The sequence below is a fragment of the Streptomyces sp. NPDC059900 genome (assembly GCF_050270335.1).
GTDB lineage: Bacteria > Actinomycetota > Actinomycetes > Streptomycetales > Streptomycetaceae > Streptomyces.
This window is the reverse complement of record NZ_JBNNJZ010000058.1, coordinates 12481-31680: the sequence shown is the minus strand read 5'-3', so window position 1 is coordinate 31680 and position 19200 is coordinate 12481. Positions and strand designations below refer to the sequence as shown.

General features: G+C 71.0%; 18 protein-coding genes. 7 read left to right on the top strand and 11 right to left on the bottom strand.

The features are described 5' to 3' along the window. Nucleotides 1-144 precede the first annotated feature (144 nt). The gene (locus ACQKIP_RS11920; RefSeq protein WP_365859978.1) at nucleotides 145-1506 is read left to right on the top strand and encodes an MFS transporter; all 1362 of its coding nucleotides are present in this window, start codon (nucleotides 145-147) and stop codon (nucleotides 1504-1506) included. Here the strand turns inward: ACQKIP_RS11920 and ACQKIP_RS11915 are convergent. The 3 genes from ACQKIP_RS11915 to ACQKIP_RS11905 are packed head-to-tail and all read right to left on the bottom strand — an operon-like array spanning nucleotide 1472 to nucleotide 4001. Continuing rightward, nucleotides 1472-2542 carry an urea transporter gene (locus ACQKIP_RS11915; RefSeq protein ID WP_365859979.1) on the bottom strand — a complete coding sequence of 357 codons (1071 nt, stop codon included), beginning with the start codon at nucleotides 2540-2542 and terminating at the stop codon, nucleotides 1472-1474. The two genes, ACQKIP_RS11920 and ACQKIP_RS11915, sit on opposite strands and share 35 nt — an antisense overlap. A gap of 60 nt (nucleotides 2543-2602) precedes the next feature. Beyond that, on the bottom strand, nucleotides 2603-3307 hold the full coding sequence (locus ACQKIP_RS11910; protein ID WP_365859980.1) for an ArsR/SmtB family transcription factor: 705 nt from the start codon (nucleotides 3305-3307) through the stop codon (nucleotides 2603-2605). Nucleotides 3308-3350: 43 nt separating this feature from the next. Continuing rightward, nucleotides 3351-4001 (bottom strand): TetR/AcrR family transcriptional regulator, encoded by a 651-nt coding sequence (locus ACQKIP_RS11905; protein WP_365859981.1) that lies wholly within the window; start codon nucleotides 3999-4001, stop codon nucleotides 3351-3353. An 85-nt stretch (nucleotides 4002-4086) separates the two neighbouring features. Here ACQKIP_RS11905 and ACQKIP_RS11900 point away from each other — a divergent pair, with 85 nt between their 5' ends. The 3 genes from ACQKIP_RS11900 (at nucleotide 4087) to ACQKIP_RS11890 (ending at nucleotide 6353) form a co-directional block, all read left to right on the top strand. After that, on the top strand, nucleotides 4087-5238 hold the full coding sequence (locus tag ACQKIP_RS11900) for an acyl-CoA dehydrogenase family protein (protein WP_365859982.1): 1152 nt from the start codon (nucleotides 4087-4089) through the stop codon (nucleotides 5236-5238). Between the two features lie 122 nt (nucleotides 5239-5360). Continuing rightward, entirely contained in the window at nucleotides 5361-5651 is a 291-nt protein-coding gene (locus tag ACQKIP_RS11895) for a YiaA/YiaB family inner membrane protein (protein ID WP_365859983.1), read from the top strand. A gap of 69 nt (nucleotides 5652-5720) precedes the next feature. Beyond that, nucleotides 5721-6353 carry a TetR/AcrR family transcriptional regulator gene (locus ACQKIP_RS11890; RefSeq protein WP_365859984.1) on the top strand — a complete coding sequence of 211 codons (633 nt, stop codon included), beginning with the start codon at nucleotides 5721-5723 and terminating at the stop codon, nucleotides 6351-6353. Nucleotides 6354-6375: 22 nt separating this feature from the next. Here the strand turns inward: ACQKIP_RS11890 and ACQKIP_RS11885 are convergent, their stop codons facing one another. Continuing rightward, nucleotides 6376-6840 (bottom strand): MaoC family dehydratase, encoded by a 465-nt coding sequence (locus tag ACQKIP_RS11885; RefSeq protein WP_365859985.1) that lies wholly within the window; start codon nucleotides 6838-6840, stop codon nucleotides 6376-6378. A 116-nt stretch (nucleotides 6841-6956) separates the two neighbouring features. Here ACQKIP_RS11885 and soxR point away from each other — a divergent pair, with 116 nt between their 5' ends. After that, nucleotides 6957-7424 (top strand): redox-sensitive transcriptional activator SoxR, encoded by a 468-nt coding sequence (soxR, locus tag ACQKIP_RS11880; RefSeq protein WP_365859986.1) that lies wholly within the window; start codon nucleotides 6957-6959, stop codon nucleotides 7422-7424. Nucleotides 7425-7437: 13 nt separating this feature from the next. Here soxR and ACQKIP_RS11875 read toward each other — a convergent pair whose 3' ends face one another. Then, on the bottom strand, nucleotides 7438-8526 hold the full coding sequence (locus ACQKIP_RS11875) for an RNA ligase (ATP) (RefSeq protein WP_365859987.1): 1089 nt from the start codon (nucleotides 8524-8526) through the stop codon (nucleotides 7438-7440). Between the two features lie 113 nt (nucleotides 8527-8639). Then, nucleotides 8640-9359, bottom strand: coding sequence for a 3-keto-5-aminohexanoate cleavage protein (locus ACQKIP_RS11870; protein ID WP_365859988.1), 720 nt, complete (start codon nucleotides 9357-9359; stop codon nucleotides 8640-8642). A 40-nt stretch (nucleotides 9360-9399) separates the two neighbouring features. Here ACQKIP_RS11870 and ACQKIP_RS11865 point away from each other — a divergent pair, with 40 nt between their 5' ends. Next, nucleotides 9400-9921, top strand: coding sequence for a hypothetical protein (locus ACQKIP_RS11865; protein ID WP_365859989.1), 522 nt, complete (start codon nucleotides 9400-9402; stop codon nucleotides 9919-9921). A 68-nt stretch (nucleotides 9922-9989) separates the two neighbouring features. Here the strand turns inward: ACQKIP_RS11865 and ACQKIP_RS11860 are convergent, their stop codons facing one another. Next, nucleotides 9990-10598: a hypothetical protein gene (locus ACQKIP_RS11860; protein WP_365859990.1), complete on the bottom strand. Its 609-nt coding sequence runs from the start codon at nucleotides 10596-10598 to the stop codon at nucleotides 9990-9992. 238 nt (nucleotides 10599-10836) lie between these two features. On the opposite strand from ACQKIP_RS11860, the gene ACQKIP_RS11855 reads away from it, so the two are divergent. Next, nucleotides 10837-13650, top strand: coding sequence for a penicillin acylase family protein (locus ACQKIP_RS11855; RefSeq protein ID WP_365859991.1), 2814 nt, complete (start codon nucleotides 10837-10839; stop codon nucleotides 13648-13650). A 12-nt stretch (nucleotides 13651-13662) separates the two neighbouring features. Here the strand turns inward: ACQKIP_RS11855 and ACQKIP_RS11850 are convergent, their stop codons facing one another. The 4 genes from ACQKIP_RS11850 to ACQKIP_RS11835 all read right to left on the bottom strand — a co-directional run bounded on the left by ACQKIP_RS11850 (nucleotide 13663) and on the right by ACQKIP_RS11835 (nucleotide 19139). Further along, nucleotides 13663-14955, bottom strand: coding sequence for a serine-threonine protein kinase (locus tag ACQKIP_RS11850; RefSeq protein WP_365859992.1), 1293 nt, complete (start codon nucleotides 14953-14955; stop codon nucleotides 13663-13665). A 32-nt stretch (nucleotides 14956-14987) separates the two neighbouring features. Beyond that, nucleotides 14988-16241 carry an MFS transporter gene (locus ACQKIP_RS11845; protein WP_365860177.1) on the bottom strand — a complete coding sequence of 418 codons (1254 nt, stop codon included), beginning with the start codon at nucleotides 16239-16241 and terminating at the stop codon, nucleotides 14988-14990. Nucleotides 16242-16369: 128 nt separating this feature from the next. Further along, on the bottom strand, nucleotides 16370-17692 hold the full coding sequence (locus ACQKIP_RS11840; RefSeq protein WP_365859993.1) for an erythromycin esterase family protein: 1323 nt from the start codon (nucleotides 17690-17692) through the stop codon (nucleotides 16370-16372). Between the two features lie 178 nt (nucleotides 17693-17870). Beyond that, nucleotides 17871-19139 carry an exo-beta-N-acetylmuramidase NamZ family protein gene (locus ACQKIP_RS11835; protein ID WP_365859994.1) on the bottom strand — a complete coding sequence of 423 codons (1269 nt, stop codon included), beginning with the start codon at nucleotides 19137-19139 and terminating at the stop codon, nucleotides 17871-17873. Nucleotides 19140-19200 lie beyond the last annotated feature (61 nt).

Here is a 19200-nt window from a genome sequence, read left to right as displayed (position 1 = left end):
AACTCGGCGAAGCCGGTGATGACGGCAAGCAAGGCGCCCCCGCCCGTGAAAACCGTTGACCGCATACCCACCGGTCGGTACGGTCCCTGGAATCACACGCCCACCCCCTGTCCCGTCCCCGGACCCACCGGAGTGTGCACCCCCATGGACCCCGCACCGTCCCCCGCTTCCCCCCTCTCCGCCCCCGCTCCCGCTCAGGCGGCACCGGCGGATCCCCACCGCCGGAAAGTGGCGACCGCCGCCGCCCTCGCCTCCGCCGTCGAGTGGTACGACTACTTCGTCTTCGGCATCGCCGCCGCCCTCGTCCTGGGCGACCTGTACTTCCCCTCCGGCAGCTCGTCCGCCGGAGTCCTCGCCGCGTTCGCCACCTTCGCCGTCGGCTTCCTCGCCCGCCCCGTCGGCGGCATCATCGCCGGTCACCTCGGCGACAAGCGGGGCCGCAAACCCATGCTGGTCCTCGCGCTGACCCTGATGGGCCTGTCCACCACGGGCATCGGCCTGCTCCCCACGTACGACACGGTCGGCATCGCCGCGCCGGTCCTGCTCGTCACCCTGCGCGTGCTCCAGGGCATCGCGGTCGGCGCGCAGTGGGGCGGCGCGATGCTGATGGCCACGGAGTACGCCCCCGAGGGCAAGCGCGGCCTCTACGGCAGCCTGGTCCAGCTGGGCGTCCCCATCGGCGTGGTGAGCGCCAACACCGTCTTCCTCATCGCGGGCGCCGTCACCAGCGAGAGCACCTTCGAGGCGTGGGGGTGGCGGGTCCCGTTCATGGTCGGGCTCCTCGTGCTCGTCCTGGCCTGGTACATCCACACGCGCGTGGAGGAGACGCCGGAGTTCCGCGAGGCGGAGCGTGCGCTCGCCGAGAAGGAGAGGAGCCAGAAGGCCGCGGGCGGCGAAGGGGGCAACTCGCCCCTGCGCACGATCCTGCGCCACCACCTCGGCACGGTCTTCCTGGCCGGCGGGTCGTTCGCGGTGAACACCGCGACGTTCTACATCATCATCACCGGCGTCCTCGACTACACCACCCGCGAACTCGACATGAAACGCAGCGCGGTCCTGACCGTCTCGCTCTGCGTCAGCCTCACCCAGCTCGCCCTGATCCCCGCGTCCGCGGCGCTCTCCGACCGCATCGGACGGCTGCGGATCTACGCCATCGGCGCCGCGGGACTCGCGGTCTGGGCCGTGCCGATGTTCCTGCTCATCGACACCGGTTCACTGCTGTGGCTGGCCGTCGGCACCTTCGTCACCAGCTGTTTCCTCAGCATCATGTACGGGCCGCAGGCCGCGCTCTTCGCCGAGTTGTTCACCGCGGAGATGCGGTACACGGGAGCCTCGCTCGGCTACCAGATCGCGGCCGTGTTCGGCGGCGGGCTCGCGCCGTTCGTGATGGTGCTGCTCCTGGAGGCGACGGGCACCTCGATGGCCGTCTCCGCGTACATCATCGGCCTCGCGGTGATAGCCCTGCTCTCCATCAAGGTGCTTGCGGGGCGGGCGCGTTCCCGCTGACGGGACCGCCCGCGATCGGCACGTCCGGCTCCGGCACCGTCACCTCCGACGGCGCCGGAGCCGTCGTACGCAGCCGCGAGAAGGATTTGGCCGCCGCCAGGAAAGCGAGCGTCGTCAGGACGAACGGCCAGGTGAACGTGTGCCCGCCGGACGGCGCGAGGAGCGCCGACATCGCCGCGCTGACGGCGGTCGCGGTGGCGGCGCCCACGCTCGCGTACGCGAGCGTCGCCCCCCGCGCCGGAAGGAAGACGCCGCACAGCGCGAGCGCGACGAGCACCGAGTTGTATCCCATCGTGCCGTCCGCGATCTGCGCGGCGGGCGCCCCGAGCGCCCACGCCGAAGCGATCCCGACCGCACTGCCGAGGCAGGCCACGGCCCCCGCGCGTCGGCTCGCGACGAAGAGACCCGCGAGCAGCACCGCGCCCACGTACCACTGCGGCATGAAGAAGATCTGCGCGAAGCCGGCGAAGAACCCCCGTGCCACATCGTCGGGTTGCAGCGACGTCGGGCCCGTCGCCGCGCGCGTCAGCGCGGCGAGCGCGTCCCCGTGGTGCCAGATGCGCCGGAAGCCGGGTGCCGCGATCGTCGTCGCGCTCGCGAGCAGGCAGTACGGCAGGGTGAGCGAGGGCAGGCCCCAGACGGCGAGGACGTTGACGGCCGCCGCGGTCACGACCGTGACCACCACACATCCCGCGAGGGCGAGCGCGGCCGTGGACAGATGCCCGGCCCCCAGGAACACCGCGAAACACAGTGCGGTCAGGCAGGCGTTGAAGCCTTCGAGCCCGCTCGACACACGGTCGCCCGGCGCCCCGAGCAGCCGCGCGGTGGCCGTGCCGACGGCCGTCCCCGCAAGCCCGTAGAGGCCGTACTCCCAGCCCGCCGCGAAGAGCGCCACGCAGAAGACGGCGCCCGCCGCCGTGCTGGGCAGGAAGGTGACCTGGGCCTGGCCGCGCAGGACATGAGCGGCGAAGGACCGCGCGGCGGGCGTCCCCCTGGCTCCGAAACGCAGGCCCCTGGCATCCGTTGAGTGCCCCACGGCTCACTCCCGTGTTACGTCCATGTTTCGCCCGGCAAGACGGATGCACCTTACATCTAGTCAGCGGAGTGCGGCGATACCGAGGTACGTCTCCAGGGCCCGCGCGCCCGGCGGCGTCACCTTGACCGCCCGCTCCGAACCGATCCGCACGCACCACCCGGAGTCCAGCGCGTGGCGGCACAGTGCCGCGCCCGCGACCCCCGCCAGATGCGGCCTGCGCTCCGTCCAGTCGAGGCAGGCGCGGGCCAGCGGGCGCCTGCCGGAGCGGTCGAGGTCGATGCCCAACTCCCCGAACCAGCCGATCCCTTCGTCGGTCAGGGCGAACCCCGCGTCCTGCCGCAGCAGCCCGCGCTCCGTCATCGCCCGGGTGATCGTGATCCCCAGCCGGCCCGCCAGGTGGTCGTAACAGGTGCGGCCCCGCGCCATCGCCCCGCTCGCACCGGCCTCCCGCAGCGTGCGCGGCGGACGCAGCGCCGCCCCGCCCGGCCGTACGTACGCGGTCAGGTCCTCGACCAGCTGCGCGGCGCGCGCGTCGGCGATGCGGACGTAGCGGTGGCGTCCCTGGCGCTCCTCGGCGAGCAGGCCCCCCGCCACCAGCTTCCCCAGGTGCTCGCTCAGCGTGGACGCGGCGACCCCCGCGTGCCGTGCCAGCTCGCCCGCGGTCCAGGCCCGCCCGTCGAGCAGCGCGAGCAGGCAGGCGGCGCGCGTCTCGTCGGCGATGAGCCCGGCGAGCGCGGCGAGGCGAGGGGTTGCGGGGTCCGTCATGGGCCAAGCATGCGCCCCAGACTGTTCGGTCCGCGCCGAACCGTCATCCGGTGACGGCGGCCACCTGCTCGTACTGGGTCGTGAGGCCGTCGAGCAGCGCCCGCAGGCCCGTCTCGAAGGCCCGCTCGTCGATCTCCTGCTGGCGGTCGGCCAGGAGGTGCGCCTGGCCCAGGTGCGGGTAGTCGGCGGGGTCGTAGGCCGCCTCGTCGTCCACGAAGCCGCCGGCGAACGAGCCGAGCGCCGAGCCCATGATGAAGTACCGCATCAGCGCGCCGATCGAGGTGGCCTGCGCGGCGGGCCAGCCCGCGTCCACCATCGCCCCGAACACCGCGTCCGCGAGCCGCAGTCCGGCCGGGCGGCGGCCGGGGCCGCTCGCGAGCACCGGAACGATGTTGGGGTGCAGGGTGAGCGCCGCGCGGTAGGAGACGGCCCAGTCGTGCAGCGCCGTCCGCCAGTCGCGCTCGTCGTCGGCGTCGAACATCGACAGGTCGACCTGCGCGCTCACCGAGTCCGCGACCGCCTCCAGGATCTCGTCCTTCGTGCGGAAGTGGTTGTAGAGCGAGGGCCCGCTGACCCCGAGCTCGGCGGCGAGGCGGCGCGTCGAGACGGCGGCGAGGCCCTCGGCGTCCACGAGCGCGCGTGCCGTCTCGACGATGCGATCTCTGCTGAGGAGGGGCTTGCGCGGTCGGGCCATGCGGCACATAGTAGGGCTGCCGAAAGAAACTAGCAGTGCTAATTTAAATCTGTTCCACCGAGTCGACCCGAAGAGGTGCCCCCCGATGAATCTGGAGCTCAGCGAGGAGCAGTCCGCCGTCCGGCAGCTGGCCAAGGACTTCGTGGCCCGCGAGATCGCCCCGCACGTCATCGAGTGGGACCGCGCGGAGAGCGTCGACCGTTCGATCGTGAAGAAGCTCGGCGAGGTCGGCTTCCTCGGCCTGACCGTCGACGAGGAGTACGGCGGCTCGGGCGGCGACCACCTCGCGTACTGCCTGGTGACCGAGGAGCTGGGGCGCGGCGACTCGTCCGTGCGCGGCATCGTGTCGGTCTCGCTGGGTCTTGTGGCCAAGACCATCGCGTACTGGGGGAACGAGGAGCAGAAGCGGCAGTGGCTGCCGGGGCTCACCTCGGGCGAGCTCGTCGGGTGCTTCGGGCTCACCGAGCCGGGCACCGGGTCCGACGCGGGGAACCTCTCCACGAAGGCCGTGCGCGACGGCGACTCTTACCTCATCAACGGCTCCAAGATGTTCATCACGAACGGCACCTGGGCCGATGTCGTGCTGCTCTTCGCGCGGACGAACGACGCCCCCGGCCACAAGGGCGTCTCCGCCTTCCTCGTGCCCACCGACACCCCCGGCCTGAGCCGCCGCACGATCCACGGCAAGCTCGGCCTGCGCGGCCAGGCCACCGCGGAGCTGGTCCTGGAGGACGTCCGGGTCCCGGCGTCGGCCATGATGGCGCCCGAGGGCAAGGGCTTCTCGGTCGCCATGTCGGCGCTCGCCAAGGGGCGGATGTCGGTCGCCGCCGGGTGTGTGGGCATCGCGCAGGCCGCCCTCGACGCGGCGGTGACGTACGCGAGCGAGCGCGAGCAGTTCGGCAAGTCCATCGCGGGGCACCAGCTGGTGCAGGAGCTGATCAGCGACATCGCGGTGGACGTGGACGCCGCGCGCCTGCTGACCTGGCGGGTCGCCGACCTCATCGACCGCGGGCAGCCCTTCACCACCGAGTCCTCCAAGGCCAAGCTGTTCGCCTCCGAGGCCGCGGTGCGCGCCGCCAACAACGCGCTCCAGGTCTTCGGCGGCTACGGCTACATCGACGAGTACCCCGCGGGCAAGCTGCTGCGCGACGCACGCGTGATGACGCTCTACGAAGGCACGAGCCAGATCCAGAAGCTGGTCATCGGACGGGCGCTGACCGGGGTCTCCGCGTTCTGAGCACGGGAGCCGCGTCCGGGGCTGAGTCCGGGGCTGAGTGCGGGGCCGAGTACGGGAACTGAGTACGGAAGCTGAGTACGGGGACGGATGTGGCCCGGCCGCTCCCGGGTGAGGCTCTGACCATGAGTGAGACACCGGTCAAGCAGCAGAACAGCACCGCCTACTACGGTCAGGCGATCGCGTCGTTCGCCCTGGCGCTCGGCGCGACGGCGATCGGCATCTACAGCCTCGACGTCAGCGGCTGGATCCGCGCCTTCCTCGCCATCTCCGTCCTGTACCTGACGACGTCCGCGTTCACCCTCGCCAAGGTCATCCGGGACAAGCAGGAGGCCGGGCAGCTCGTCAGCCGCGTCGACCAGGCCCGCATCGAGAAGATCCTCGCCGAACACGACCCGTTCAAGCCGGTGGCCTGACCCGCGTCCTAAGCGCTTGCTCACCGTCGGGGGTATGGTGTCCCTCCCGACCGGTGGAAGGAGTGGGCGATGAGCACGGCGGAGCAGACCGAGGGCGATGACCTGCCATGGGGCGAGGTCACGCCTGATGCGGCGCGGCGGCTGCTGATCGCCGCCGTCGAGGCCTTCGCCGAGCGTGGGTACCACGCGACGACGACCCGGGACATCGCGGGCCGGGCCGGCATGAGCCCGGCCGCGCTCTACATCCACTACAAGACCAAAGAAGAGCTGCTCCACCGGATCAGCAGGATCGGTCACGACAAGGCCCTGCGGGTCCTGCGCACCGCGGCCGACGGTCCGGGCAGCGCGGCGGAGCGGCTCGCCGACGCCGTACGCTCCTTCGTCCGCTGGCACGCCGACCACCACACCACCGCGCGCGTGGTCCAGTACGAACTCGACGCCCTGGGCGAGGAGCACCGCACGGAGATCATCGCGCTGCGCCGCCAGTCGGACAACACGGTGCGGGACATGATCAACGAAGGGGTGCGGGCCGGGGAGTTCGACGTCCCCGACGTGCCGGGCACCACGCTCGCCGTGCTCTCGCTCTGCATCGACGTGGCCCGCTGGTTCAACGTCGCGGGGCAGCGCACGCCCGACGAGGTCGGCGCGCTCTACGCCGACCTCGTGCTGCGCATGGTCGGTGCCCGGGAGCGGGTCTCCTGAGCACCGGAGCTTCCGGGCGCCCTCAGAAGTAGTAGCGGGAGACCGACTCCGCGACGCAGGCGGGCTTGTCGCTGCCCTCGCGCTCGACGGTGACCCTGGCCGTGATCTGCACGCCGCCGTCCTTGGTCTCCTCGACCTCCGTGAGCACGGCGGTCGCCCGCACCCGGGAGCCCGAGGGCACCGGCGAGGGGAAGCGGACCTTGTTGGTGCCGTAGTTGACGCCCATCTTCATGCCCTCGACCCGCATGACCTGCGGCACCAGGCTCGGCAGCAGCGACAGCGTCAGATAGCCGTGCGCGATCGTGGTCTTGAAGGGGCCCTGTGCCGCCTTCTCCGCGTCCACGTGGATCCACTGGTGGTCGCCCGTGGCGTCGGCGAACAGGTCGATCCGCTTCTGGTCGACCTCCAGCCAGTCGCTGTGTCCCAGCTGCTCGCCGACTCCGGCACGCAGGTCGTCGGGCGACGCGAAGATCCTCGGCTCTGCCATGTCCCTGGCCTCCTCAAAGTATTCGAACTAAGCGCTTGCTCAGCATGCGGTGTGCGCCGACGTGTGTCAACGGACCGGCCAGGAGGGTCGACGGGTCAGCCATTAGGGTGGGCGGGGTGCCCCAGATCCCAGAGAAGATCCACGAGCTCACGGTCGGCCAGCTCTCCGCGCGCAGCGGCGCGGCCGTGTCCGCGCTGCACTTCTACGAGTCCAAGGGTCTGATCTCCAGCCGCCGCACCTCGGGCAACCAGCGCCGCTACCACCGTGACACGCTGCGCCGCGTCGCGTTCGTCCGGGCCGCCCAGCGCGTCGGCATCCCGCTCGCCACGGTCCGCGAGGCGCTCGACTCGCTCCCCGAGGAGCGCACGCCCACCCGTGAGGACTGGGCGCGGCTCTCGGAGACCTGGCGTTCGGAACTGGACGAGCGCATCAAGCAGTTGGGCCGGCTGCGCGATCACCTCACGGACTGCATCGGCTGCGGCTGTCTCTCCCTGGAGAACTGCGTGCTCTCCAACCCCGACGACGTCTTCGGCGAACGCCTCACCGGCTCCCGCCTGCTGGCGGAGCGCCGGACGAAGCCCTGACCCGCGGCAAGGGTCACTCGTACTCCGTGCCGCCCTTGCGCGTCAGGTACGCGGGGCTGACCGCCTTGGCGATGGCGCGACCCCCGGTGACGGGGGAGTACCGCTCGGCCGCGGGCCGGATCACGACCCCCTCGCGCAGATGCAGGCCCCGTCCCGACACCGTCTCGCGCCCGGAGGCAAGCTCCAGGACGTGCCCGGCGTCGTAGGGGCCCTCGAACAGCCGCGGTACCAGCGGCAGGGCGCCGTCGAGCACGTCGGCAGGGTCCAGCCACCGGACCTCGCCGTCGATCTCCGCGCTCACGTCGAAGACCGCGTAACCCAGCGTCTCGCGACGCCCGTCCGCGCCGTACGCGAGGTCCTGGACCCCGTCGCCGTACACCTCGCCGAAGATGCCGACCCGGCGCGCCCCGAGCCGCCCCGCGAGCGCGGCGGCAGCGTCGGCCACCGCGTGCCCGTGGACCGCGCGCCAGTAGAGATTGCGCGCGTCCTCCTTCAGGGCAAGGGACTTGGAGCCGAAGCCCTTGGAGGAGACGTACACCCGGCCGTCCTCGCCCGCACCCTCGCCTCCGCCCGCCACGTACGTCAGCAGGCAGGCGGACCCGTGCAGCTTCTCCGTGACGGCCACCGGCTCGCCGGGGGAGAAGATGCCGGGGTAGCGCTGGATGTTCTCGATGTCGACCCACGGCAGCAGATCGGGCGCGGACTCGACGTCGCCGCTCATCGTGGGCGGGATCGGCGGCACCCACTTCACGATGCCGAGCCGCTCCGCGAAGTCGGTGCCCTGCGCCGCGGCCCGCACCAGATCGACCTCCGCGAGCGCACGCGGCCGGCACACGATGCCCTGTGACAGCTCGCCCCGCAGCCGTACGGCCTTCACCCGGTCCGACTTGCCGCCCGCCAGGCGCCCCGTGAGTCCCAGCTCCTCGATCAGCTCCGCGGGCAGCACGGACTGCTCGGGGATGTAGAGGGCCACGTCGCCGGTGCGGTACGCGCCCTTGGCCACTACCGCGCGATACAGGCCCACCTGGGCCAGTTCGAGGGCGTCGGCGTCGGGATGCTCGTGGACGGTCAGTACTTCGGCGGTGACGCGCAGCGTCGACATTCGATCGGGCTCCTAGGTTCTACGTACCGCGCGGGTACGCACACACGTCTGTCATCGACGCCCACTCTGCCCACGACAAAGCGCTGGAGCGATCGGATTTGCGGCTGGTAGCGTCACGCCGGCGTACTCAGGAGGGCCAGCGCCGCCGCGACCAACTGGGCGTTCGACGCGGCCCGTTCCCCGTCCGGCAGGACCAGCGTGTCCTCGAACCCGATACGGGTCGCGAGCCGCAGACGCCCCGAGAGCCGCAGCACCGGCCAGGTGCCGCCCTCCTCCCCGTGCAGCAGGACGGGACGGCCGTGTGCCGGGCCGATCACCCCGAGAAGGGCGCGGGCCGAGTCGCGTGCCGTGGCCGGGTCGGGGTCCGTCACCTCCGCGAGGACCCGCAGGACGCGCGGGCCGAGCGCGGACGCCGTGAAGCGCTCCGCGCCGTCCGTGCCGGACCAGATGCCCGCCTCCACGCCCACCCCCCGGTCCAGGAGCGCCGCGGCCACCGCCTCCGCGCCCGGCTCGTGCCAGTTGACCGACGCGTGGTCGGGCAGGACCGTCCAGGCGCGGATGTGCTCCACCCGCCGGTCCGGGTCCTGCTCGGCCCAGGCGCCCGTGGTCACCCCCACCGGGACGGACGTCACCGAGCGGACCGCTTCGAGTGCGGCCGCAACCGCCCGTGGTGCCAAGGTGTCTTGTCCACAAGGGGACTTGGGGTGTACATGAACATCCCGGGCGCCGGCCGCGACGGCCTGCGCGACGGACTCGGCCATCGCCCCGGGCGACAACGGGATCACCGCACCATCGCCCGCGCCGCGGGCGCCGTTCACACATACCTGCATCACCACAGGACAGCACAGTCGACGACATACAGGGGGAGGGCCGATGGGAATAGCCATCTGCTCGTTGAAGTGGGACGCCGCACGCACCGGGCGCCAGAAGATCACGTACGACCGCGACGGCTACCACCTCGTGCGGTTTCCGTACGAGGACGCGGAGGAGTCGTACGACCCGTGGCACATGCACGACCCCGGCAAGGGGGCGGCCACGAGCCCCTCCCGGTTCCCCGACGCGCGGTCCGGGCTCATCTGGCCGAGCCACGACGGCTGGGGCACCCTGTCGGCGATGATCTTCTGGGAGGCGGACTCCCGGCCCACCGGGTACCGCGCGCGCTACGTACGCGATCCGCTCGGCGACTCCACGGGGTACGACTCGACGGCCACCACCGACTGGGGTCCCACCAAGGGCGGGCAGTACCGCACGCACGTCTGGCACATGTTCGTGCACCCGCAGACGCCGGTCGGCCTGAAGATCTCGGCACGCGGCGCGGGCGACGTGAAGATCGCCGCGCCGCTCTTGTTCGCCGAGTTCAAGCTGGCCATACAGACGGACGTGGTGACGCCCTAGCCGCCGTGCGCCCGGGCGTCACCTGACGGCCGGTCGTCGTCGGTCGGCCGTCGTCGGTCGGCAGGTCGTCACGCCGATATCAGCGGCCGCTCCCGCAGTGCGCGCGCCCGTGCCATCGCCGCGGGCGTGAGCACCGGGTCCGGCACCACGATTCCGCAGCCCGTGCAGACGGCGCCCGAAGAGGGCTCGTGCGCCAGGCCGTGCGTCCAGACGAGCCCGGAGCGGGTGCACACCGGGCAGACCGCGCCCGGCTCCCGCTCGAGCGCCGCGATCAGCCGGCGCAGGACTTCGGCGAGTGGTTCGGAGGGGTGGATGCCGGGGTCGTCGCACCACGCGACCCCGAACCCGCCCCAGGTGCAGCGGTGCCAGTCGTCCACGCTGCCGGGCCTGCGGAGCCCGTCGTGCTTCTCCTTGCGGCGGCGTTCGGCGAAGCCCTCCTCGTAGGCCAGCCACACCGCGCGCGCCGCTTCCAGTTCGTCGAGCGCGGCCACGAGCCGCGCCGGGTCGGGCGACCGGTCCTCGGGCCCGAAGCCCGCTCGGGAGCACAGATGGTCCCAGGTCGCCCGGTGGCCGTAGGGGGCGAACCTCTCCAGGCACTTGCGCAGTGAGTACCGTCGCAGTGCCAAATCGCTCAGCGGATCACGCACCTGTCTCGCGAGACTCCGGAATCCGGCCATCGCCCTGCACCTCCGTCGCACGTTCTCGGACGTTGCCGAGTAGACGTATCGACTTGCGATTCGGCTCCCTCGACTTCCATCCGATTTTCGATGGACGACATAAGACGGCGGTGAGCTGGAGCTATGTGGTGGTTCTGAAAAAGCGACGCATGTTCATCTTCCCGGTTGGGCAACCCGCCAGTAACCTCCGCCTCAACTCCACCCCACAGGAGCACAAGCGGAGCCCAGAGGAGCACACATGCGACGACGCATCGTCCGGCTCAGAACCCTCACCGCCACAGCGGCACTCGCGCTCGCCGCCTCCCTCCTCGCGCCGCAGCAGGGGAGCGCCGCCGATGAACCGCCGCCGGCCGCCGACTACTGCGAGGGGCAGTGCGCGGACGTCCTTCCGCCCGGCGCCAACGGCAACGCCACACTCGCCGAGATACTCGCCCACCGCGTCTTCGGCACTCAACCCGCACATGCGGAAGACCAGTTGGGCCCTTACGACAAGCTCTCCTCCGGCTATCCGTCGCTCACCGACGACAAGCTGACGGAGTTCTTCAACGACGCGTCCTTCGGCGTCCGCGACGGCCAGGTCGCCTCCGTCACCAAACCCCGCGACGACGTGACGATCACCCGGGACAAGAAGTACGGCATCCCGCACATCAAGGGCAGCACGCGCTACGGGACCGAGTTCGGCGCGGGCTTCGCGGCCGGACAGGACCGGCTGTGGCTCATCGACCTGTTCCGGCACATCGGCCGCGGCCAGCTGACCTCGTTCGCGGGCGGCGCCCTGGCCAACCAGGGCCTTGAGCAGCAGTTCTGGCCGCAGGCCCCGTACACGGAAGAGGACCTGGAGAAGCAGGTCGAGTACATCAAGTCGACGCAGGGCGAGCGCGGCAAGCAGGCCATGGAGGACGCACAGGCCTACATCGACGGGCTCAACGCCTACCGCACGAAGTCGAAGAACGGCCGCTACTTCCCCGGTGAGTACGTCCTGACCGGAAAGATCGACGCGATCACCAACATCGGCGAGATCGAGCCCTTCAAGGTCACCGACATGATCGCGCTCGCCTCCGTGGTCGGCGGGCTCTTCGGCAACGGCGGCGGCGGCGAGGTCGACGCGGCGCTCTCGCTCCTGAAGTCGCAGGAGAAGTACGGCGTCGAGAAGGGCACGAAGGTCTGGGAGTCCTTCCGCGCCCGCAACGACCCCGAGGCCGTCCAGACGATCCACGACGGCACGAGCTTCCCCTACGCGGGCAAGCCGGAGAACGCGCGCGGCACCGCGATGCCCGACCCCGGCTCGGTCGAGCGCGAGCAGCTCGTCTACGACCGCGAGGGCGGCGCGAAGACCGCCGCCAAGGATCCGGTGAAGGCCCCCAAGAAGCTCAAGCCGCTCCAGGGCATGTACGACAAGGGTGTCCTGCCCTCGGACCTGTTCAAGCAGGACGGCCAGAAGAAGGGCATGTCCAACGCTCTGGTCGTCTCCGGCAAGCACACCGCGAGCGGCAACCCCGTGGCCGTATTCGGCCCGCAGACCGGCTACTTCGCCCCCCAGCTGCTCATGCAGCAGGAGCTCCAGGGCCCCGGCATCAGCGCACGCGGCGTCTCCTTCGCGGGCGTCGGCATGTACGTCCAGCTGGGACGCGGCCAGGACTACGCCTGGTCGGCCACCTCGGCCGGGCAGGACATCACCGACACGTACGCCGTCGAGCTCTGCGAACCGGGCGGCGGCGCCCCCACCAAGCAGTCCGCCCACTACCTGCACCACGGCACCTGCACGCCCATGGAGAAGATGGAGCGCAAGAACGCCTGGAAGCCGACCGTCGCCGACTCCACGGCCGCCGGCTCCTACCGCATGCAGGTGTTCCGCACGAAGTACGGCATCGTGACGCACCGCGCGAGCGTCGGGGGCAAACCGGTCGCGTATGTCTCGCTGCGCTCCACCTACCGCCACGAGGCCGACTCGATCATCGGCTTCCAGATGCTGAACGACCCGACGTACGTCAAGGACGCGTCGACCTTCGAGAAGGCCGCCGAGAACATCAGCTACGCCTTCAACTGGTTCTACGCCGACTCGCGCGACACCGCCTACTACAACAGCGGAGCCAACCCGCAGCGCGCGAAGGACATCGACCCGGCCCTGCCCGTCAAGGCCCAACAGGCCTACGAATGGCGGGATTTCGACCCGGAGAACAACACATCGGCGCAGACCCCGTCGGCCGAGCACCCGCAGTCCGTCAACCAGGACTACTACATCTCCTGGAACAACAAGCAGGCCAAGGACTTCAGCACGGCGGGCTTCGGCATCAGCGCCGTGCACCGGGGTGACCTGCTCGACGGACGGGTGAAGAAGCTCACCGAGCAGGGCGGCGTCACACGGGCCCAGCTGACGCAGGCCATGTCCGAGGCCGCGGTCACCGACCTGCGCGGCGAGCAGGTGCTTCCCGAGCTCCTGAAGGTGCTGCGGAGCAAGCCCGTCACCGACCCCGCGCAGGCCAAGGCCGTCCAGCAGCTGGAGGCCTGGCAGCGGGCCGGGGCGCAGCGCAACCAGACGGCGGCGGGCTCCAAGAAGTACGCCCACCCCGACGCCGTACGCATCATGGACGCCTGGTGGCCGCTGCTGATCGAGGCCGAATTCAAGCCGGGCCTTGGCAAGGACCTCTACGACTCGCTGACGGCGCAGCTCGGCACCGACGAGTCGCCGTCGGCCGGGCACGGCCCGACCGGGGCGCACGCCGGATCGGCCTTCCAGTACGGCTGGTGGGGCTTCGCCGACAAGGACCTGCGGGCCGTGCTCGGCGAGCCCGTGCAGGGCGGGCTCGGCGAGAAGTACTGCGGCGAGGGGAAGCTGGACGCCTGCCGTGACGCGCTCCTGAGCACCCTCACGCAGGCCGCGGCCAAGCCCGCGAACGAGGTCTACCCCGGCGACGCGAGCTGCTCGGCGGGCGACCAGTGGTGCGCGGACTCGGTCATCCACCGGGCGCTCGGCGGCATCACGCACGGGCCGATCCAGTGGCAGAACCGGCCCACGTACCAGCAGGTCGTCGAGTTCCCGAAACACCGCTAGAGGAAGCGGAGTTCAGCTCCGGGCGATCCGCCCTGCGGCGAACACGACACGCGCCAGTTCCTCGTGGCAGATGTCGCTGTGCGCGCCGGAGGGCGGACCGCCGCGCCGCACCACCGCGGACGCGTCCACGCTCACGCACCCCTTGGCGGGGACGGCCCGGCCCAGCTTGATGCGTTTGGCGCCGTCCACCGCCCGGATGCCGTCGTAGCCGATGGCGCCCCAGCGCTCCCAGAGCCCGAGGAACGTCGAGGAGTCCCCGGCGAGCTTCGACGCCAGGGGATAGATCTTGCCCAGGGCGTCGTCATGACGGGAGTGGCAGGCCACCAGAGGCCCGTCGATCCGCCGCTGCACCCCGCTCAGGGCGCCGCTGCGGGAGGGCGCGTGCGGCAGGCGCTTGGAGAACGCGTAGTGCGAGAAGGCGCCCTGGAGCAGCGTCGTGGACTTCACGGTGCGCACCGACGCGGGCATCCCGCGCAGCGCGTACGACACCAGCCGTGCGCCGAAGCTGTGCCCGATGAGGTGCACCCGCACGTCCGGCGCCTCGCGGGCGAGCAGTCCGATCGCCGGGCCGAGGCCCAGCTGGCCGACCGATCCCGCCCGGCGTTTCATGGCGTAGTAGCTGGCCTGGCGCAGGAGTTCGTGCGCCCCGTTCCACAGGCGTTTGCGGACGCTGCCGAAGAGCTCCTGCTGCCCGGTCTCCTCCATCACGGCGGCGAACACCTGGCAGACCTCGACCGCGTCGTCGGTCAGCATGGCGGGCACGCCCGTCCAGATGTCGTCGGCGAAGCGGTGGGCCGCGCTGTTCTGGTGCACGGCGACGAGGTCGCGTACGTGGCGCCCGTACTCGTAGAGGCGCGTGGGCACCTCGGAGCGGTCGGCAAGGAGCGCGCCGATCCGCTGGAGCTGGGCCTCGCCTTCGGGAAACGTTCCTGCTAACAGGCGCATGGTCGGCTCGTCGAGCAGGGGGCCCGCGCCCGGCGCCGGGCCGGGGCCGGTGGCCGTCACGGAGGGTTCGAAGTCGGGGATGCGTTCGTCGGGGAAGCGGATGGCGGGCCAGAGCACGCCCACATAGCCCAGGCGCACGCGAGGACCCGCGAGTTCCTGGCACGGCGCGAAGAACCGCCGGTAGAGGTCGGTAGCCATGTCTTGGTCGTTGTTCCAGCCGTGCGCCAGGACGAGGAGATCGGTGATGCGCTCGCGGCCCGCCTCGGCGAGGAGGCGGTCACGCTGCGTGGTGTTGACATCCCCGTCGGCGTCGAAGGTCAGTTCCCAGTAGGGCTCCACGCGGTCATCGTCCTGCGGCACCGGTGTACTGACCAGATGTCCCGCAGGGGAAGCTACGCCAGTTCCCGCTCGCGTGTTTCCGGCAGCGCGAGAACACACACCAGGGACACGACCGCCATCGCGCTCACGTACCAGCCCACCGACGAGGAACCGAAAGCGGACTGGAGCCGCGTCGCCACCAGAGGGGAGACCGCGCCGCCGAGCACGCCGCCCAGGTTGTAGGCGAGCGAGGCGCCCGAGTAGCGCACGTTCGCGCCGAACAGCTCGGGCAGGTACGCGCCCATCGGCCCGTACACCACGCCCATGCAGAACAGCGCGCCGCCGATCGCCAGGGCCATGAGCACCGGCTGCTCGGTGTCCAGGAGGGGGAAGAGCACCAGGCCCCACACCACCGCGAGCCCGGCGCCCGCCAGGACCAGCCTGCGGCGGCCCGCGCCGTCGGAGCGGGTCGCGGCGAGCCAGGTACCGGCCGCGAGGAAGAGACAGGCGAGCAGCGACAGGCCCAGCATGGTGTCGCGGGAGACGCCCAGGGTGCCGGTGGCGTAGGCGAGGCAGTACGTCGTCGCCGTGTAGAAGAGGCCGTACGCCACGATCATCCCGCCCGCGCCGAGCAGCAGTTCGCGCGGATGGCGGCGCAGCACGTCGAGCGTGGGGACCTTGCTGGCCTCCTGCGCCTCCATGACCTTCGCGAAGACCGGCGTCTCGCTGATGCGCAGCCGCACGAACAGTCCGACGCCGACGAGCAGGAAGGAGAGCAGGAACGGCACGCGCCAGCCCCAGGAGCGGAACGCGTCGTCGGACAGGACGGCGGAGAGCAGCCAGAACACACCGGTCGCCGCGAAGAACCCCACGGACGGGCCGAGTTGCGGGAAGGCGGCATAGAGTCCGCGCTTCTTCTTCGGTGCGTGCTCCACCGCGAGCAGCGCGGCCCCGCCCCACTCGCCGCCGAGCCCGATGCCTTGCAGGAAGCGCAGCAGGATCAGCAGGACGGGCGCCCAGATGCCGAGCGTGCCGTAGCCGGGCAGCAGTCCGACGAGCGCCGTCGAGAGCCCCATGAGCAGCAGCGAGGCCACCAGCACCGACTTGCGCCCGACCCGGTCGCCGAAGTGCCCGAAGACCACGGAGCCGATGGGCCGCGCCGCGAACGCCACCGCGTAGGTGGAGAACGAGGCGAGGGTGGCGTTGACCGGGTCCAGGGTCGGGAAGAACGCCTCGTTCAGGACGAGGGCCGCCGCCGTGCCGTAGATGTAGAAGTCGTAAAACTCGATGGCCGTCCCGATGAAGGACGCGACGGCCACCCGGCGCATGCTCTCGGGGCTCGCGTCCGGCTGGGTCTTCTCTGCTGAGGTTTCGCTGTGCACGAGCGGCACTCAAGCGTTGGATGTATGGGGCAGTCAATAGTTGGGACGGCCTGTCTCGGCCACTGAGACCGGCTTCACGGGGACTGACGGTGAGCTGCCGTGACGTCGTGCAGGTGGACGAGGATGTCGTGCGTGGGCGCGAGCCGGATCTTGTGCGGGCCGTCCGGGTAGGCCGTGCCGATGCTCTGGGTCAGCCGGCCCTTGCCGAGCCACTTGCGGGCGGCGGCGGGAGCGCTCCTGATGTCCAGGAAGTAGTCGTCGTGCCGGACCTTGTCGAGCGTGTACTCGTTCATGCCGCGGGTGGCCGCGCCCACGGAGCGGGGCTTCCACACCTCGGACTCCGCGCTCTGCGCCATGAACGACCCCCGGGCGAAGGTGAACCCGATGCTGACGTAGCGCTTGCCGAACCGGTCGCGCAGGAAGGCGCCCTGCATCTTCGGGTAGCGCGGATCGTAACTCTCGTAGCCGACATGGGCGTTGTGGGCCGACAGGAGCACCTTGTCGCCGGTCTGCCGCTGCCACCAGGCGGTGTTCCGTGCCATGAGGCGGTCGCGGTAGAGCATGCCGTCCTTGATGCCCTCCGGGGTGTCGAAGGGGAAGGCGTAGATCGTGGCGGTCTGCGAGACGGACCGCGCGTGCTGGAGCGCGAACGTGAACTCCCGCTCTGCCGTTGTGGGTTGGAGTCCCTTCACGAGCGTCAGGGCCTCGCGCGCCTTCACGGCCAGCTTCCGCCGCTCCTCCAGGGGCCTGGCCATGTACGTGTCCCCGTCCGCGAGGCGGCGGATCGGTGCGTAGAGCCCGGTGATCCGGGGGAGCAGCGCGGGATCGTGTGCGCGGACGTAGTCCTCGACCCCGTCGAACAGCTCGTGCCCGAGCTCCGGGTAGTTGAGGTCGTCGCCCAGGAAGCGCACCGGGCGTTCCGGGTGTCCGGCGTTGTAGGCGCGCATCCAGGTCAGGAGGTCGACGTACTCCTCGGTGTCCCAGGGCGTCTTCGCCAGCTCCTTGTGCACGAGCTCGCGCACGTCCCCCTTGCCCCCGTTCACATAGGCGTCGAACCGCAGCCCCGTGGTCCAGCTGACCTCCTGGGCGAAGGTGGTGAACCCCTTCTCCTCGACGAGATAGCGGAAAACCCGGTCCTTCATCGTGAAGAACTCGTGCGAACCGTGTGTGGCCTCACCCAGGCCCACCACTTTTGCGTCACCGACCATCCGGCCCAGGGGTCGCAGGTCCCTGGTGGAGCCGCCCGGGTCGGTCGAGCGCAGGGGGTGGGCGGCGCGTTCGATCGCCGGGACCGGGTCCGCGGGTGCGGCCCGGGCCGCCTCGGGAGCCACCAGCACCCCGAGGCCGAGCGCGCCCGCCAGTGCGAGGGGGGCTGCGCGCCGTGCTGTCCGTGCCATGCGGGATCTCCTCGACTCGGGTGTACGGAGCTGAAGATCACTGTGGCGGGCCGCAGGGGGTGGCTGCCATCCGGCAGGCACCCCCTGTCCCGGTGGGGTATCCCCTACCTGCGGGTGCGTCGTGGCTGGTCGCGCAGTTCCCCGCGCCCCTCCGGGCGCTATCGGTGGCTATCGGTCACTACCGGTAGTGCAGATACCGCCTGCGCACGGCCCGGAAGCGCGCGAGATCGTCCTGCCAGCCGGCCACCACCTCGTCCGTGCCCGCCCCCGCGTCGATCATGGTGCGGACCCGCGTCGTGCCGGTCAGCTTGTCGATCCAGTTGTCGGAGCGCCAGGCGAACCCGCTCCACGTCTTCTTGGCGGTCACCAGGAGCGCGATGCCGGTGCGCACCGGGTCGTAGGCGTCGCGGTCGTGCACGTGCAGCTGGACGCCGCCGATCGTCTTGCCCTGGAACTTGGAGAACGTCGGCGCGAAGTACGCCTCCCTGAAGTGCACGCCGGGCAGCCCGGCGTCGTTGGCGGCGGCGGCCCACTTGCGGTCGATGCCCTCCGCGCCGAGCAGCTCGAAGGGACGGGTCGTGCCGCGCCCCTCGGAGAGGTTCGTGCCCTCGAACAGGCAGGTGCCGCTGTAGACCAGGGCGGTCTCGGGGGTGGGCATGTTCGGGCTCGGCGGCACCCACGGCAGCTCGGAGGCGTCGTAGAACTCCGAGCGCTTCCAGCCCGTCATCCGTACGGTCTCCAGCTCCACGGGACGCTCCAGGAACTCCCCGTTGAACAGCAGCGCGAGCTCCGTCACGGTCATCCCGTGCTGCTGCGCTATCGGCTGCCGTCCGACGAACGTGGCGAACTCCTTGTGCAGGACGGGCCCGTACGCGCCCCGCCCCGTCACCGGATTGGGCCGGTCGAGGACCACGAACCGCTTGCCCGCGAGCGCGGCCGACTCCATGCAGTCGAAGAGCGTCCAGATGTACGTGTAGAAACGCGCACCCGCGTCCTGGATGTCGAAGACGATCGTGTCGACCCCGGCGGCCGTGAAGATGTCGGCAAGCGCCTTGCCGCTCTTCTGGTACGTGTCGTAGACGGGAAGGCCGGTCGCGGGGTCGTCGTAGCGTCCCTCGGAACCGCCCGCCTGTGCCGTCCCCCGGAAGCCGTGCTCCGGGCCGAAGACCGCGACCAGGTCCACGCGCTCGTCGGCGTGCATGACGTCGACGATGTGGCGCACGTCCCTGGTGACGCCGGTCGGGTTGGTGACGATGCCGACCCGCTCCCCGTCCAGGAGCGCGTAGCCGTCGGCGGCCAGGCGCTCGAAGCCGGTGCGAAGGCGCCGCCCGCCCCCCGAGCCGCCCCCGCCTGCCGCGGCGGACGCGGGGGCCGCCGAGGTGAGGGCCGTGGCGGTGGTGGCGGCCAGCAGGCCCCGTCTGGACAGGCTGCCTCGGGACAGGTTCATGCAGAGACCTCCGTGAGCGCGGTGGCTGTCATGGCCACGCACGCTAGCGCGCGGACTCCCC